The 16,024-nt window shown below is 69.3% G+C and carries 14 protein-coding genes; 5 read left to right on the top strand and 9 right to left on the bottom strand.

Features of this window, described 5'->3' with window-relative positions; translation table 11 throughout:
- Both U9977_RS08135 and U9977_RS08130 read right to left on the bottom strand, forming a co-directional pair.
- A partial coding sequence (locus U9977_RS08135) for a sugar phosphate isomerase/epimerase (protein ID WP_322748581.1) occupies nt 1-719 on the bottom strand: 719 nt, incomplete at its 3' end.
- Nucleotides 716-1,717 carry a Gfo/Idh/MocA family oxidoreductase gene (locus U9977_RS08130; RefSeq protein WP_322748580.1) on the bottom strand — a complete coding sequence of 334 codons (1,002 nt, stop codon included), beginning with the start codon at nt 1,715-1,717 and terminating at the stop codon, nt 716-718. The genes U9977_RS08135 and U9977_RS08130, both read right to left, overlap by 4 nt.
- Before the next feature lie 224 nt (nt 1,718-1,941).
- On the opposite strand from U9977_RS08130, the gene U9977_RS08125 reads away from it, so the two are divergent.
- Nucleotides 1,942-2,682 carry a GntR family transcriptional regulator gene (locus tag U9977_RS08125; RefSeq protein ID WP_322748579.1) on the top strand — a complete coding sequence of 247 codons (741 nt, stop codon included), beginning with the start codon at nt 1,942-1,944 and terminating at the stop codon, nt 2,680-2,682.
- 147 nt (nt 2,683-2,829) lie between these two features.
- On the opposite strand, the gene U9977_RS08120 is transcribed toward U9977_RS08125, so the two are convergent.
- On the bottom strand, nt 2,830-3,861 hold the full coding sequence (locus tag U9977_RS08120; protein ID WP_322748578.1) for a Gfo/Idh/MocA family oxidoreductase: 1,032 nt from the start codon (nt 3,859-3,861) through the stop codon (nt 2,830-2,832).
- Between the two features lie 32 nt (nt 3,862-3,893).
- On the bottom strand, nt 3,894-4,676 hold the full coding sequence (locus U9977_RS08115) for a TIM barrel protein (RefSeq protein ID WP_322748577.1): 783 nt from the start codon (nt 4,674-4,676) through the stop codon (nt 3,894-3,896).
- A 195-nt stretch (nt 4,677-4,871) separates the two neighbouring features.
- Here U9977_RS08115 and U9977_RS08110 point away from each other — a divergent pair, with 195 nt between their 5' ends.
- Nucleotides 4,872-5,111, top strand: coding sequence for a hypothetical protein (locus U9977_RS08110; RefSeq protein WP_322748576.1), 240 nt, complete (start codon nt 4,872-4,874; stop codon nt 5,109-5,111).
- 256 nt (nt 5,112-5,367) lie between these two features.
- Nucleotides 5,368-6,492: a LacI family DNA-binding transcriptional regulator gene (locus tag U9977_RS08105; RefSeq protein ID WP_322748575.1), complete on the top strand. Its 1,125-nt coding sequence runs from the start codon at nt 5,368-5,370 to the stop codon at nt 6,490-6,492.
- Between the two features lie 782 nt (nt 6,493-7,274).
- Here U9977_RS08105 and U9977_RS08100 read toward each other — a convergent pair.
- The 4 genes from U9977_RS08100 to U9977_RS08085 all read right to left on the bottom strand — a co-directional run bounded on the left by U9977_RS08100 (nt 7,275) and on the right by U9977_RS08085 (nt 9,592).
- Nucleotides 7,275-8,027, bottom strand: coding sequence for a helix-turn-helix domain-containing protein (locus U9977_RS08100; protein WP_416210280.1), 753 nt, complete (start codon nt 8,025-8,027; stop codon nt 7,275-7,277).
- Between the two features lie 47 nt (nt 8,028-8,074).
- Nucleotides 8,075-8,377 carry a putative quinol monooxygenase gene (locus tag U9977_RS08095; RefSeq protein WP_416210515.1) on the bottom strand — a complete coding sequence of 101 codons (303 nt, stop codon included), beginning with the start codon at nt 8,375-8,377 and terminating at the stop codon, nt 8,075-8,077.
- A gap of 515 nt (nt 8,378-8,892) precedes the next feature.
- Complete coding sequence (locus tag U9977_RS08090; protein WP_322748572.1) at nt 8,893-9,333, bottom strand: type II toxin-antitoxin system VapC family toxin; 441 nt, start codon at nt 9,331-9,333, stop codon at nt 8,893-8,895.
- Between the two features lie 13 nt (nt 9,334-9,346).
- Nucleotides 9,347-9,592: a FitA-like ribbon-helix-helix domain-containing protein gene (locus U9977_RS08085; RefSeq protein WP_322748571.1), complete on the bottom strand. Its 246-nt coding sequence runs from the start codon at nt 9,590-9,592 to the stop codon at nt 9,347-9,349.
- A gap of 374 nt (nt 9,593-9,966) precedes the next feature.
- On the opposite strand from U9977_RS08085, the gene U9977_RS08080 reads away from it, so the two are divergent.
- Entirely contained in the window at nt 9,967-11,715 is a 1,749-nt protein-coding gene (locus U9977_RS08080) for an ATP-binding protein (protein ID WP_322748570.1), read from the top strand.
- A 1,227-nt stretch (nt 11,716-12,942) separates the two neighbouring features.
- Entirely contained in the window at nt 12,943-14,268 is a 1,326-nt protein-coding gene (locus tag U9977_RS08075; protein WP_322748569.1) for a hypothetical protein, read from the top strand.
- 39 nt (nt 14,269-14,307) lie between these two features.
- Here U9977_RS08075 and U9977_RS08070 read toward each other — a convergent pair.
- A partial coding sequence (locus U9977_RS08070; protein ID WP_322748568.1) for a tetratricopeptide repeat protein occupies nt 14,308-16,024 on the bottom strand: 1,717 nt, incomplete at its 5' end.

Below are 16,024 nucleotides of genomic sequence, written 5' to 3'. Positions count from 1 at the left end.
ATGTCGACGTCGCCCTGGCCGAGTGGCCGGTACATGCCTGCGGCCACCGCCGCCGTGTACGTCGAGTCCCCGGAGCGGACCCGGGCGGCGAGGGCGGCGTCGACGTCCTTCAGATGTGTGTGCGCGATCCGGCCGGTGGCCTCGCGGGCCAGCGCCGCCGGGTCGGTGCCGCCGATCAGCAGATGCCCGGTGTCCAGGCAGAGCGGGACGGAGCTGCCGTCCAGAACCCGGCGCACCTCGTCCTCCCGTTCGACCATCGTGCCCACGTGCGGATGCAGGGCCGCCCGGATACCGTGTTCAGCGCCCAGCTCGGTGAGCCGGTCCAGGTTGCGCAGCAGCACCCGCCAGCCGGCGTCGGTCAATGTCGGCCGGGTGTCATACCCGTCCAGGCCGGTCGCCGCGGCCAGCACGAGGACGCCGGCGCCGGCGAACGCCTCCAGCGCCGCCTCGACCTCCTTCACCGGGTCGCGCGTGGAATCGTGCAGCACCACCGGGACGAAGCCGCCAACGGCAGCCAGCCCGTACGCCGCGAGGGCACGTGCCCGGTCCGTCGGAGCCGCCGGGAGGAACCCGTCGGGGCCGAACTCGGTAGCTCGAAGCCCCAGCCCACGCATCTCGTCGAGCACCCGAGCCCGCGGAAGCTGGTGGCCCCAGCCCGGCACCTCGCACACCCCCCACGAGATCGGAGCCGCGGCGATCCGGTCGAGGAGGCGGGTCACAGACGCACCTCGTCGATCGCGACCGGGCGGCGCTCGGCCCGCGACAGCTCGCACGCCTCGGCGATGTAGAAGGCCTCCAGCGCGTCCGCGACGGTGCACAACGAGCTGCCCCGCCTCGCGACCAGGCCGGCGAACGCGGTGAGCTCGGCGAGGTAGGCGGCCCGGAACCGGTCCATGAACATCGGGTAGGGCGTCCCGCCCGGCCAGCTGACCCCGGGTTCAGCCGAGCGCAGCGGCAGCCGGTCGTCCAGCCCGACGGAAATACTGTCCTTCGCGCCAAGCACTTCGAGCCGGACGTCATAGCCGGCCGCGTTGTAGCGCGTGCCCGCCACGTGCGCGAACGCGCCGTCGTCGAGAGTCAGCAGGGCCGCGGCCGTGTCGACGTCGCCGAAGTCCGCGAAATACTGTGCGCCCCGGTTGGCCCCGGTCGCGTACACCTCCACCACCTCGCAACCGGTGACCCAGCGGATGGCGTCGAAGTCATGCACGCTGCAGTCACGGAAGAAGCCACCGGACGTGGCGACGTAGTCAGGACCGGGCGGCGCGGGGTCGAGGGTTCCCGCCCGAAGTGTGTGCAACCAGCCGAGCCGGCCTGAGGCCACCGCCTCGCGGGCGGTCGCGTAGCCGGGGTCGAAGCGGCGCTGGAACCCGATCTGCACCTCCACCCCCGAGCTGGTGACCTTGTCCAGCACCGCGACGGTGCCCTCGACGTCGGGCGCCACCGGCTTCTCGCAGAAGGTGGTGACACCGGCCTGGACCGCCGCGATGAGCAGCGGCGCGTGCGCGTCGGTGGCGGCCGCGATCACGAGGCCGTCGATCCCGGCGCCGAACAGGTCCTCGGGCGAGTCGACCGCCGCGAGCCCGAGCCTGCCGGCGACCGCGTGTGCCCGACGCTGGTCCGCGTCCGCGACGACGATCGAGTCGATCTCGGGGATGCAGCGGAGGGTATCTGCGTGGAAGGAGCCGATCCGGCCGACCCCGACGAGCCCAATGCGCATGTTTCCCCTTACAGTCCGAGCTGCCACGATGGCCGAGCTGTCCTGCCCCGGCTTGACTCTTGACCTTGACTCAGGACTATGAGCTATCACACATAACACTGTCAACAGATTGACCGAATGTCCTTACAAACTAGGTGGAGAGAGGGTTGCGATGCGCACGCCCCCACCCGAGGGTGGCCGCAGCGCGCGCAGCCCACGAGGACAGCCCATGAGGAAGGCGGAGGATGAGCCCGCTCACCTTTAAGCTGGACCGGTCGAGTCCGGTACCGCTGTACTACCAGGTCGCGCAGCAGATCGAGCAGGCGATCGAACGCGGTGAGCTACCGCCTGGCTCGCGGCTGGAGAACGAGGTCAAGCTGGCCGACCGGCACGGGCTGTCCCGCCCGACCGTCCGCCAAGCCATCGGGGAACTGGTCCGCCAGGGCCTGCTGGTGCGCCGCCGGGGCGTCGGTACCCAGGTCGTGCACGGCAGGGTGCGCCGGCCGGTCCGGCTCAGCAGCCTCTGGTCGGACCTGGACCGGGCGAACCAGCACCCCACCACCAAGGTGCTGAGCATTGAGCGGGTCGAGGCGGACGCCGAGGCCGCAAGCCGGCTGGGCGTGCCGGCTGGCAGCACCGTAGTCGCCATCGAACGGCTCCGACTGGCCCAGAACGAGCCGCTCGCCGTGATGCGCAACGTCCTTCCCGAGCACCTCGTGACGTTCGACGAGCAGGAACTTGAGGCCGGCAGTCTGTACGCCCTGCTCATGGTCGCGGGCGTCGAGATCAAGGTGGCCAACCAGCGGATCGGGGCCCGCGCCGCCGGGACCCGGGAGGCTGCGCTGCTCCAGGTGCGGCGTGGTGCACCGATCCTGACCATGGACCGGACCGCCTTCGACGAGACCGGCCAGGCAGTCGAGTGGGGCGACCACGTGTACCGCGCGGACAGCTACTCGTTCGAGGTCACCCTGGTCGACCGGCCATGAGCGAGCGCTGGGCACGGCGGTGCGAGGCCGCCAAGTTCCAGTGCTGCCTCGTTCCAGTGCTGCCTCGTCCCGGGCAGCTGGAGCTGGCGTTCGGTGCGACGTCACCTCTCGACCGACCAGAGCCAGTACACCCTCCGAGGGAGCCAGTCAGGCGGCCTCGTCCTTGACGTCCTCGATGCGTACGGGCGCTTCCTTCTGCACCGACCGTATGGCCGCCAACGCGATCGTCAGAGCGGCGCGGGCGTCCTCGCCCGTGACCGACGGGGCGCGGGCGGTGCGGACGCTGTCGGCGAAGTCGGCGAGCTCGGCGACGTACGCGTCGTGGAACAGATCCTGGTCATACGCGACGCACTCGGCGCCGATGCCGGCCGCGCCGTAGGCCGTCAGATGGGTGCGCCGGATGTCGCCCATCGTCAGCATTCCCGCCGAGCCGAAGACCTCACCGCGCACGTCGTAGCCGTACACCGCCTGGAAGTTGGCCTCCGCGGTGGCGAGGGCGCCGTTGTCGAAGCGGATCGTGACCACGGCCGTGTCCAGCAGGCCGCGCTCCTTGAAGTCGGGGCGGACCAGGGCGTCGGCCCAGGCGAACGCATCCACCGGCTCGGCGCCCGGATTGAGGTAGCGCAGGGTGTCGAAGTCGTGGATAAGGGTCTCCAGGAAGATCGTCCACGGCGGGACGCGAGCCGGGTCGGCCAGCTTCGGGTCGCGCGTGAGCGAGCGCAGCAGCTGCGGGGTGCCGATCGCGCCCGCGGCCACCTTCTCGTGCGCGGCGCGGAAGCCGGTGTCGTAGCGGCGGTTGAAGCCGACCTGGAGCGGCACGCCCGCCCCGGCGGCGGCCACGATGGCACGGTCGGCCTCCGCGAGGGTGACCGCCATCGGTTTCTCGCAGTAGACGGCCTTGCCCGCCCGCGCCGCAGCCTCGACCAGGTCGGCGTGGGTGCGGGCCGGCGTGGCGATCACCACCGCGTCGACCTCCGCATCCGCGAACAGCTCGCCGATCTCGGTGTACGCCGTGGGGCAGTCGAGCCGGTCGGCCAGGTGCCGCGCCGCGCCCGGGGCCGGGTCGGCGACCGCGGCCAGGCGGACGCCGGGCAGGCGGTGCGCGAGGGTCTCGGCGTGGAAGGAGCCCATGCGTCCGGCGCCGACGAGGCCCACGGCGAGGGGTTGGTGGGTGGTCATGCAGGTTCTCCGTACGTCTGTGGTGACCGTGGTCAGAGGGCGAAGGCCGAGCGGAAGCGCTCCAGGGCGCGGTCGCCGTCGTCGGAGGCCCAGGCCTCCAGGGCGACCGTGCCGTCGTAGCCGAGGTCCGCCAGGGCGCGGGCGACGGCCGGGTAGTTGATCTCGCCGGTGCCAGGCTCCTGGCGGCCGGGTACGTCCGCCACCTGGATCTCGCCGATCAGGCCCAACCCGTGCGCCCTGCGGACCAGTTCGATGAGGTTCCCCTCGCCGATCTGGGCGTGGTACAGGTCCAGGTTCATGCGCAGGCCGGGGCGGTCCACGGCCGCGACCAGGGCGAGGATGTCGGCGGCCGTCGCGAACGGTACGCCCGGGTGGTCGACGGCGGTATTGAGGTTCTCCAGGGTGAAGGTGATCCCGGTGCTCTCGCCCAGGTCGGCGAGCCGGGTCAGGGTGCGGTGGGCGGCGATCCACATGGGGCCCGTAGGCTCGCCGGTCACCGGCACCACCGGCAGGCCCTCGGCGTCCAGTCCGGTGCCGTGCAGGTTCAGCCGGGGACAGCCCAGGTGCCTGGCGGCCATGACCGACTCCCCGGCGGTGCGCAGCAGTTCGGCGGCGCCCACCTCGTCGGTGAGGCTGCCCCGGATGTAGCCCGTCATCGACGAGAACTTGGCCGGGGTCCGCGCGAGCGCGTCGAGATCGTGCCGGGTCCAGTCCCAGATCTCGACCTGGAAGCCGGCGTCGTGGATGCGCCGCGCCCGCTCGTGGATCGGCCGGTCGCGGAAGACCATCTCGGCACAGACCGCCAACGTGTACATGCTCGCCCTCTTCTCAGGCTCTCGCTGTTCTCAGGCTCTCCGGACGTCGGACGACTAGAACGTTCTAGAACTCGGGACAGTACGCCAGTTGCCCGGTCCTTCTGTCAAGCCTCCGCGCGACTAGACCTGTCTTCCGCACGTGCGTGCGGCGTGCCGGTTGCGTGATCTTTTGGCTGGGCGGTGTGGTGGTCGCTGGTGCGGGGAGTGTTCGGCCTGGCGCCGTGCGGGGCTGTGCCGGTCAGGATGAGGGAGCGGGTGGTGGTCGGCTACGGGCCGCCGAGCATGGAGAAGCCGCTCGGCGCGTTGCCGGTCGTGCGGGACTATCTGGAGCGCCTCGACCTGGTGGGCACGGTCGACCGGCTCTGCCCGATCCGCCAGGACGTCTCGGCCTTAGCCACGGCCAGGTCATCGCCGCGCTGGTCGCGAACCGGCTGACGTCCCCGACGCCGTTGCTGCACGTCGAGTCCTGGGCCCGGGTGTGGGCTTCCCCCGGCCCGGACCCCTTCAACAGCTCCTCCTCGATATCCTCGGCGTCGACCCGACCCAGCCACCATGACCGACGAATGGCCCGTCGACCCATCGAAGCCCCATCTGCGGAAGACGGGGCTAGAACGTTCCAGCTCTCTCGTCGGAGCAGCTACGATCCTGGCCGGGAAGGACACCTCGACCGGCTCGGCCAGGGAGGACAGCCGTGCCAGCCACCCCCGCGGTCCCCGGCAGGAAGCGGCCGACCCTGGCCGACGTCGCGACACGAACGGGCGTGTCCGTCGCGCTGGCCTCCATCGTGATGCGCGGGGCCAAGGGCGCGAGTGCCGCCACCCGCGCGCGGGTACTCAGGGCCGCCGAGGAGCTCGGCTACCGGCCTGACACCCGTGCCCGGCTGCTGCGCAGCAGCCGCTCGCGCCTGCTCGGCGTGCAGTTCGGGCTGCGCCATCCGTTCCACACCGACCTGGTGGAGGGCATCTACGCCGCCGCCGAGCCCGCCGGCTACCAGGTGGCCCTCAGCGCGGTCGCGCCATCCCGCGGCGAGCGGCAGGCCGTGGAGGCGCTGCTCGCCGACCGGTGCGAGGCCCTCATCCTGCTCGGCCCCGAGGTCCCGGCCGCCCGGCTGGCGGACCTCGCGGCCCAGGTCCCGGTCGTCTCGGTGGCCCGGCGGCTGCGGCCCGCCCCGCCGGGCGTGGACGTCGTCCGCAGCGCCGACGACGAGGGCGCCCGCCAGGCCCTCGAGCACCTGGTGGCGCTCGGACACCGCGCCATCGTCCACATCGACGGCGGCAGGGCGCCCGGCGCCGCCGACCGCCGCCGCGGCTACCGCACCGCGATGAACCGCCACGGCCTCGCCGACCACGTCCGCGTCCTGCCCGGCGGGCTCACCGAGGAGGACGGCGCGCAGGCCGCGCGCACTCTGCTCGCCGAAGCCCCCCAGCCGAGCGCGGTCCTCGCCTTCAACGACCACTGCGCGACGGGTGTCCTCGACGCCTTCCTGCGGGCTGGTGTCACAGTCCCCGACGAGGTCTCCGTGGTCGGCTTCGACGACACCCACCTAGCCCGCCTCGCCCACATCAACCTCACTACCGTCGCCCAGGACATCCCCCGCCTGGCGGAACTCGCCGTCGGCCGCGCCATCGCCCGCCTGGATGGGGAGGCCACGCCGGACCGCGAGAACGTCATCCCGCCACGCCTCGTCGTTCGCGGTACCACGGCTGCGCCCGTCACGGTCAGGATGGGCTCAGCCGAGTCGGCATTCCGCTCTGCCTACGGGAGCCGGACGTCGACGGACTCGGCCGGGCTGTCGTCGCGTTCCTCTTCACCCTGACCAAGCCGACACCGGTCGCCGCAGAGACCAGCTCAGCCCGAGATCCGGCGAGGACTGCAGAACGCCATCTGAGGGATCCGAGGCGGCGCAGCTCTGGGTGCTGTCACGGGACCGGCCCATCCTTACGTCGCGCCTGATCACCTCCTGCCTGATAGATGGAGCACCTCGTCGGCATGCAAACGGCGAGCCAGCACAGCCGCCGTAGCGGGCGCGGCGGGATCTGAGGGCGGATTCGGCCCCATCCATATCGGGAGGCCGAGTCGTAGCCCGGGCGTGAGCACATTCCCGAAGCGCAGGCGGACGTCAACGCGACGACGATCCCCATGAGCACGGTGACCAGACAGACCGGAGCCTCCGCACCTACCAGGATTCCGGAACATGTGTTCATCTCTGCAGATGATGTTGTCGATTCGGCGTTCACTGGACATCGCCCCTGGTCAGGGCACGCGTGGAGACCGGGCGGATGGTGATTTCGGGACCCTGAACAAAGATCAAACGATTCCTATTCTGGTGCGTTAGGTCCACCAACCGCCCCTTGGGTGGGTGTCACGTAACGTCCGACCTGGGCATTCGGCGGTTCTCAAGCCCAACTTCTCGATCTTCTCAACCTCCTCGTTACGTCTTGGACGGCTCTGACGAGTGCGTTGCTGCAGCGCCCGGTTCGGCGTCCGCAGGCGCTACGTTCGGGGACAGTGCGGCTCGATACAGCGTCCGGGGAGTCGTGCGTTGAGACTCGGGCGTTTGGTCTGGGCGTCAGGACGGAGCGTTCGGGCCCGGTCCGGTCAGGGTCGGAAGCTGGCCCGGTACTCCGTGGGTGTGCGGCCGGTCAGGTCCCGGAAGGCGGTATTGAACGCTGACAGGGAGGTGTAGCCGGTCATGAAGGCGATCGTGGTTATTGGGGTGTCGCCGGCGGCGAGCTCCTCGATCGCCCGCACGACTCGCATGCGGCGCAGGACCGCCCGCCAGGTCATACCGGTTTCCGCTTCAAAGCGCCGGGCCAGCGACCGTGGCGCGAGGCCCACCTCGTCGGCGAGGTCTTCGAAGCGGACCTCGCTGCCGAGCCGCTGTTCGGTCAGCCGTAGAGCCCGGCGCAGCTCCGGTGATCGTCCGGCCGGCACGACGACAGGGCTTGGCTGCTCGGCGAGCCGCCAGGTCACCGCGGCGAGCGCGGCGAACAGCGTCTCGCCGTAGGCCGTAAGGGGTTCATCGCTCTCGCCCCACGCGCCGCACTCGTTCACCAGTGCCCGGGCCAGCGGGTTGAGGTCGAACACCGTCAACGGTGCTGGCAGCGCCGGGGTGAATGCGGTGTCGAACAGAACCGACGCGGTGGTGACGGGCCGCGGGATGCTGACCCGGATGGGCCGGCCTGCCTCGATCAGCGCGGCCCGGGCCGGCGGCAGCAGCCACGCCTGACCCTGGGCCTCCAACCGGAGGGCGCCGGCGGAGGCGCAGAGCAGGTAGTGGCGGTCGACGCAGAGATCGCGATCGGGCTCCGGCGCGAACGTCCGGACGAAGCTGTACGCCTTCCGGGCCATCGACAGGTCTCGCACGGGCCGATCGTAGGAATCGGCCGCGACGTCGTTCAGGCGACCACCTCCAGCAGCTCGGCGTGGAACCGTCGACTCACCGGCGCCCCGGTCATGATCGGTCGGAGCACCTCGCCGGAGCGCGTGAAGGAATCCGAGCTGAGGTAGCCGGCGAACGACGCCTGGTCGTCCCACTCGTGCACGACGGTGATCCGGGTGTCGTCCTCGCGCGACGCGTAGACCCGGAAGGCAACGTTGCCCGCCATGGCGCGGACCTGGTCACGCTCGCCGTCGAGCTGGGCGAGGGCGGCCGGGCGGTCGGTCGCGGCGGTACTGAAATCGAGGATGGCGATGAGCACCACAGACCTCCTGGTTCGGGCGGTGACCGCCGTGAAAGTGATACCCCGATCCTCCGACAGCCCCCACCCGGCGGCCTCGGTCAGCCGGACGCGTTTACGCTCCCATCGGACAAAGCCCGCTCCCAGCGAATCAATGCAACGGCGGACAGCAGCCAAAACGTATCGGTGGTGCCGAGTAGGACCGTCAGAGCCACGCGTGGTAGCGCCAGTCCTCCAGGTATCCGGCCTGAAGCAGTCCGTCGATAAGACGCAGGAACCGACCGTCGTGGATCTTCTCGGCCAGGATCGACCTAATGATCGAGTGATCCAGAGACCCGAAGGAAGCCCCGACAAACTACGTACTTCGATGAGATAGCCGCTGCGCTGCGCGCGCAGGCTTCAGGCGTGCTTGCCTCGGTCGCAGCCGTGGAACTGGAGCCGCTGACCTGCAACGTTCTCCACGGGCCGCTACCCCTCTTCGCCGTCATGGATCGTTGTAGGCACGTTGTGGGCACGCGGACGCTCAGGGTGGTGGTCTACTCGGCGGGCAAAGCGTCGGCGCCCCAGGGGTTGACCAGCTCCAGACCCAGGCCGGTGAAGTCGTTGGTGTTACGGGTGGCCAGCACGGCGTCGTGGGATCGACAGATGGCCGCGATCTGGGCGTCGAAGCCGCTGATCGGAGCCCCGGCTTGTTCCCGCTCGACCACCACGTCGGCGTAGTGGCGGCCCGCCGCGGCGTCGAAAGGCAGGACTTTATCCCGGAATACCGCAAAGACGTCGTCCGCGGCCGCCAGCAGCAGTTCGCGGCGGCGACCGATCGGCAGTCGGACGATGCCGTAACGCACCTCAGCCAGGCTCACCGAGGTCGTGTTCAAGGCGGTACCCGGCCGGCCGGTCACCCAGGTCACGACGCGGGCGGCTGGCGCCGCGCGCATGAGCTCGGAGATGACGTTGGTATCAAGAACGATCAGCGTCAAGGGTGGTACCCGGTCACGTGGGCAGGTCCGCTGCGCGCGGTGCCTGGGTCCGCGCCGGCAGCTGGAGATCGACGCCACCAAGCGCGCCGAACCGGGCGAGCAGAGCCTGAGCGAGACCAGCAGCGTCCTCGGGCTCGCTGACCGCCTCGGTGAGGATCGCGCGGATCTCGGCCTCCATCGAACGGCCGTGGTGCGCCGCCCGTACGCGCAGCCGCTCCCGCACGCTGTCGTCGAGGTCTCGAATGCTGACAGCCGCCATCGGGACCACCTCCTGCTAGCAATGCAGGCAATGCTAGCACAGGCGGACACCGGCGACACTGCCGGAACAGCAACCGTCGCGGCATACCCCCTCGGCCCAACAGATCCGGGTTGCACAATCAGCCAGGCACCCCGTCGCGCCCACGCCAGCGTCACCGTCGATGGCGACTGAGGACATCTCGAAGCATTCTTCGCACCGGCACTGGCCCACGGATGCCGGCCGGGGGGTGACCACCAACCGGGCCGCAGTCCACTTCGCGCAGGAGCCCGCCGCAAATCTGTCCGACTCGTTCAACACCCGTCGACGACCGGCACCCGGCCACTGTTCATGCCAACTATCATGCTAGCTAGCATGGTCGCTGGTGAGGAGGCTGGATGCTCGACATCGAACTCGCGGAGATCGTCGACAACCTTCGCACCATCGGTGCGGACATCACCGACGTGGAGGTGAAGAAGGCCCACGGCGGGTTGCCGAAGTCGCTGCGCGAGACTCTCTCGGGGTTCGCGAACACGCGAGGCGGTGTGGTCGTCCTTGGTCTGGACGAGGCTCAGGGCTTCGTGGCGACGGGACTTCCCGATCCGGCGAGGCTCGCAGCTGATCTCGGTTCCATGTGCTCCGAGGACATGGAACCGCCGTTGCGGCTACTGATCAAGGTCCACGACTTCGAGGGCGCCCAGATCCTGGTCGCCGAGGTCCCTGAGCTCGATCCCGCGCGGAAACCCTGCTACTCACGTGGGGCCGGCATCACCAAGGGCAGCTACGTCAGGGTGGGCGACGGTGATCGTCGGCTGTCGGCCTACGAGGTACAGATGATGCTCTCGTCACGTGGTCAGCCCCGTGAGGACGAGCAGGCGGTCCCCGGCGTTGGTCTCGATCAACTGGATGCGACCACTGTCGATGCATTGGTCGCCCGGCTGAGGACCAGCAGGCCCTACGCCTTCAAGGACTTGGACCGCTTGGCAGTGCTGCGTCGCGCCAAGGTGCTCGTGACCCGGCGCGACGGCGGGGACGAGGTATCGCTGGGAGGCTTGCTCGCACTCGGTAGGTATCCACAGGAGCACTTCCCGCAGCTGATGGTCACCTTCGTTCACTACCCGACCGAGACCGGCGGCCGGTCCACCGAGAGGTTCCTGGACAACGTGACGTTGGAAGGCCCGGTCCCGGTCATGATCCGCGACACGCTGGCGGCCGTCCGCCGGAACATGTCTCGTCGGGCTGTCGTCAGGGGTGCGGGCCGGCAGGATGTCTGGGAGTACCCCGAGACCGCTCTGCGTGAAGCCGTCGTCAACGCCTTGGTCCATCGGGACCTGTCCGGGGGCGCTCGAGGCGCCCAAATCCAGGTCGAGATGTACCCCGACCGCCTGGTGATCCGCAATCCAGGCGGCCTGTTCGGTCCTGTCACGGTCGACAGCCTCGGCGAAGAAGGCGTCTCCTCGGCCCGCAACGCCACCCTCATCAAGATCCTCGAAGACGTTCCGCTGCCCGGCGAGACCCGCTCCGTCTGCGAAAACCGCGGGTCGGGCATCCGCGCCATGCTCGACTCGCTGCTCGCCGCAGGAATGAGCCCACCGGACTTCAACGACAAGATCTCGTCGTTCGTCGTCGTTTTCCCCAACCACACCTTGCTGAGCGAGGAGACCGTTGCCTGGATCAGCGGGTTGGGTGAGAACGGCCTGACCGACAGCCAATGCGTCGCCCTCGCGCTCCTGCGCCAGGAAGGAATCCTCGATAACCGCGCCTACCGCAACGCGACGGGAGTCGACTCCCGTATCGCCACCAGCGAGCTTCGGGACCTGGTCGCTCGCGAACTCGTCACCCAGACCGGAACCCGCCGTTGGGCCAGGTACCAACTGTCCTGGCGAACAACGTCAGCGAAAGACCAGTCTTCTCGGGCCGACCGCCGACCGGAGCTGCTCGTCGCCCTCGGCAACGAGACTCTCTCACGCTCCGAACTCGTTACACGGACCGGTCTCAGCGACCAGACCATCCGACGATGGCTGAAAATCATGCGAGACGAAGGCTCGGTCGACATCGTCGGCAACAGCCTCAAGAGCAAACACGTCCGCTACCGCCGCACCTACCAGAATCTGCTCGTCCGTTCCGAAGACACAGACCGCGACTGACCACTCTCCGTGGGCCCTTAGGGTAGCTGGCGGGGCTTCAGCGGGGTGCTGGGACGGTGCGGGCGATCCGACGAACCATCGTCCGGACCATGACCAGGCAATCTACCCCAATTTCGGAACACCTGTTCGAGGACGACCAAACCCGTCCGCCTGCGCACTCATGGGATGTCGTCCCTGCTCTGCAGCCGTGTCCCGACCGGACGAACGGCGATCTCAGGGCCCTCCACCAAGATTATGCGGTTCTTCCAATGACACGTTAGGTCCACCCAAAATGCTTGCAGCACAGGCACTTCTTGTCGCGCATCCGGGCGTCCGAGGCACCGAACCCCACGTTTACCCCACGGTTTCGATACTTGTCTTCATCTGTTGATGTTGCTCGCTGATGTGCGTCAGCGGATCCGGGTGGGGTCACCGACCCCGGTTTTGCGGGTTCCGCCGCTCCTCGGGAGACCGGGGTTCCACCGCCCGACCCGGACCGAGGCACGGACGAGGTGGCGCTCTGCCCGCGCCCGGATTGTCCCGTCCAGCATGCTTGTGACGGCTTGCGGGCCTTGGGTGGTGGTGACGGAGAGCCTCGACCCTGAACGGGACCGTGAGTCTGATCGCGTTGGTGCGCCCGGCCGCTTGTCCGCGTTCCAGGGAGCGGGACCGGCCGGGCGCGGTTTTCGCGCTCCCTCCCTACCGTCCCTCGCGCTACTCCCGTCTCGCCCGGTAGGACGCCGTGGCCTGGAAGGAGTCCGACGCCCGCATGGCGGCGTTCGACGTGCTCGCCCGGCTCGGTGTCGAGGCTCCACCGGATCTGGAGCTCCTCCGGTTCGGGGAGAACGCGCTCTACGCGTACCGGGACCGCGGCCTCGTGCTCCGGGTGGCACTCACGATCTCGCCATCCCGGAGAGGGATCTTGTCGAGGCGTGGGAACCCTTCGCGCTCATCCGCGCCCGCTTGGACAGCGCGCGCCGGGACGGTATCGAACAGGACCTGGTCGACCCCCTCGCGGCGCTGCTGGCGTCGCTGGAATCACGCGTTCCCGACCTGACATCCGAGCTGGGCACCGGCGTCATTCACGGCGACATGCACTGTCGGGACGTTCATCGCGCTGCGAGAGCTGGGGATGGTCACGTGGCTGCTCCAGCAGTATGGGACGAGCGCGAGCCTTGATGAGGAAATCCGTTGTCGGATCGATTCCATCAATGAGCCTGGTGCGCGTGCGACCACGTGGAGAGCGCGTTGACCCTGCCGGTGCCGCCGTTCGATCCCACGGTGGAACGGTCGGTGCACAGGATCTCCACCGTCATCGCGACGACCGCTGAGACCGTCGACCTTTTACGGGCGGAAGGCCGGCCGCCGTCGGAGTTTCTTCGGCTCGGGCGGCTGGAACCCTTCTACATTGCCGCGGTCCAGCAGCTTCCGCGCGTCCTGGCCTGTCGAGACATCGACGCGGATTCTCTGAAGTTCCGTCGGGGGGAATCCACGACGGCTACCGTGTGCAAAGCGCGACTGTGGTTATTTGACGTCCAGGCGGGGCCGGTCGTCGCCGTATTTTCCGTGGATGTTGAATGTGCGCCGAAGGTGCTCATCCCGTTTCTCGAAGACTGCTATTACGATCATGTCATGGTTGAATCCTCGCCGCTGGAACGCTATGTGGCCGAGACCCTCGACGGGGCTGACGTCCAGGTCGTGGCGAGCGTCGGCGTGACAGCGCTGGGCCCGCAGCGGCACCAGATGGTGTTCACGTCCGCGACGCTGCCCGAGGATACGGTCCAACGGATCGTCTACCGGGCGGACCTCGACTGGAACCCCGTGTATTCGTCCATCCAGTTTCCCGCTGAACTCAACCGGCGACCCTCCAGCGGCGCGGCCGTGGGCGCCTACGTCTCGGTGTTGTCCGCCCAGCAGGACTACATCGAGAACTGTGCCCTCCTGTCCGCGGTACAGATCGTCGCCGCGACCGGTAAGATCCGCCAGATTCGGCTAGCCGCCTACGACGCGCTGTTACGCATCCGTGACCTTTCCCGTGACCGTACCGCGCTGAGTACGGCGGAGCGCCGCGCGGAACTCGTCAGGATCAATGAGACGATGGCCGAACAGGAATTGCAGCTGACCTTCGGGGTGGAGACGGCGTGCGAGATCGGTATTCTGATTCCCGCGCTACGGGTGGAGAACTTCCATCGTCAGCTCATCGAGTACGCGGGGCTTACCGACAATGTGTCGACGGTGTCGGCGATGCTGGCCCGGCTGGCGTCGGTCCTGGGTGCCGAACAGGCGTCACAGGATTCGATCGATGCCCGAAAGCAGGATCTTCGACGGCTCCGGTACGGCGTCGCGGTCGGCTTTCTGTCCGTCGTTGCCGTCCCGATCGGGATCATTCTGGGATTCTTCGGTGGTTCATATCGGGAGGTGGATGCTGAAAGGTCTATTTTCGACTGGCGGCACTACTATCCGATGTACCTCTCGGTCCTCGGCCTGGTGTTCTTCGCTGGTGCGGTGTTTCTGTTTCTCTTCTGGCGTGAGCGCCGAGAACTGGGCCGGGTGGCCGGTACGGTGACTCCGTGACCTGGATGCCAAAGACACGTAGCAGGTCGACACCTCGCACTATTCGTCGTCCACCTCGGGTGAGCTCAGGCGTCGTAAGGTTTCTGCCGCCGTATCGCGAGACGAACTGAACCGGTCTGGAAACTCCTCGGCAAGCTGGGTGAAAATCTGCACGGCTTCGGTGGCGGGGGCGAGCGCCTCGGCGCGCCGGCCCACCTCCGACAGCCGGATCGCCAAATTGTTCAGCGACAGGGCGAGGTCGGGGAGGTAGGCGTCGGGGGCGGCCTCGGCCAGCCGCCGACGGATGGTGACCGCTTCGGTGGCGGGGGCGAGCGCCTCGGCGCGCCGGCCCACCTCCGACAGTCGGATCGCCAGATTGTTCAGCGACATCGCGAGGTCGGGCAGGTAGGCGTCGGGGGCGGCCTCGGCCAGCCGCCGACGGATGGTGACCGCTTCGGTGGCGGGGGCGAGGGCCTCGGCGCGCCGGCCCACCTCCGACAGTCGGTTCGCCAGAGTGTTCAGCGACATCGCGAGGTCGGGGAGGTAGGCGTCGGGGGCCACCTCGGCCAACCGCCGGTAGAGGTCAACGGCTTCGGTGGCGGGGGCGAGGGCCTCGGCGCGCCGGCCCACCTCCGACAGGACGTTCGCCAGATTGTTCAGCGACATCGCGAGGTTGGGCAGGTAGGCGTCGGGGGCGGCCTCGGCCAACCGCCGGTAGAGGTCGACCGCCTCGGTGGCGGGCGCGAGCGCCTCGACGCGCCGGCCCACCCCCGACAGGAAGGCCGCCTGGTTGTTCAGCGACCCGGCGAGGTCGGGGAGGTAGGCGTCGGGGGCCACCTCGGCCAACCGCCGGTAGAGGCCGACCGCCTCGGTGGCGGGCGCGAGCGCCTCGGCGCGCCGGCCCACCTCCGACAGCGACTTCGCCTGGTTGCCCAGCGACAGGGCGAGGTTGGGGAGGTAGGCGTCGGGGGCGGCCTCGGCCAACCGCCGGTAGAGGTCGACCGCTTCGGTGGCGGTGGTCAGCGCCTCGGCGCGCCGGCCCACCTCCGACAGGAAGAGCGCCAGGTCGTTCAGCGACCCCGCGAGGTCGGGGAGGTAGGCGTCGGGGGCGGCCTCGGCGAGCCGCCGACGGATGTCGACCGCCTCGGTGGCGGGCGCGAGCGCCTCGGCCCGCCGGCCCACCTCCGACAGCCGGACCGCCAGATTGTTCAGCGACCCCGCGAGGTCGGGGAGGTAGGCGTCGGGGGCGGCCTCGGCCAACCGCCGGTACAGGTCGACCGCTTCGGTGGCGGGGGCGAGCGCCTCGGCCCGCCGGCCCACCGCCGACAGCCGGACCGCCAGATTGTTCAGCGACCCCGCGAGGTCGGGGAGGTAGGCGTCGGGGGCCACCTCGGCCAACCGCCGACGGATGTCGACCGCTTCGGTGGCGGGCGCGAGCGCCTCGGCGCGCCGGCCCACCCCCGACAGGAAGGCCGCCTGGTTGTTCAGCGACCCGGCGAGGTCGGGGAGGTAGGCGTCGGGGGCCACCTCGGCCAACCGCCGGTAGAGGTCGACCGCCTCGGTGGCGGGCGCGAGGGCCTCGGCGCGCCGGCCCACCTCCGACAGCGACTTCGCCTGGTTGGTCAGCGACAGGGCGAGGTTGGGGAGGTAGGCGTCGGGGGCGGCCTCGGCCAACCGCCGGTAGAGGTCGGCCGCTTCGGTGGCGGGGGCGAGCGCTTCGGCGCGCCGGCCCACCTCCGACAGGAAGAGCGCCAGGTTGTTCAGCGACGCCGCGAGC

The organism is Protofrankia sp. Cas8 (assembly GCF_963555845.1).
GTDB lineage: Bacteria > Actinomycetota > Actinomycetes > Frankiales > Frankiaceae > Protofrankia.
The sequence above is the reverse complement of the archived record's forward strand: the minus strand, read 5'-3'. Positions and strand labels throughout refer to the sequence as shown.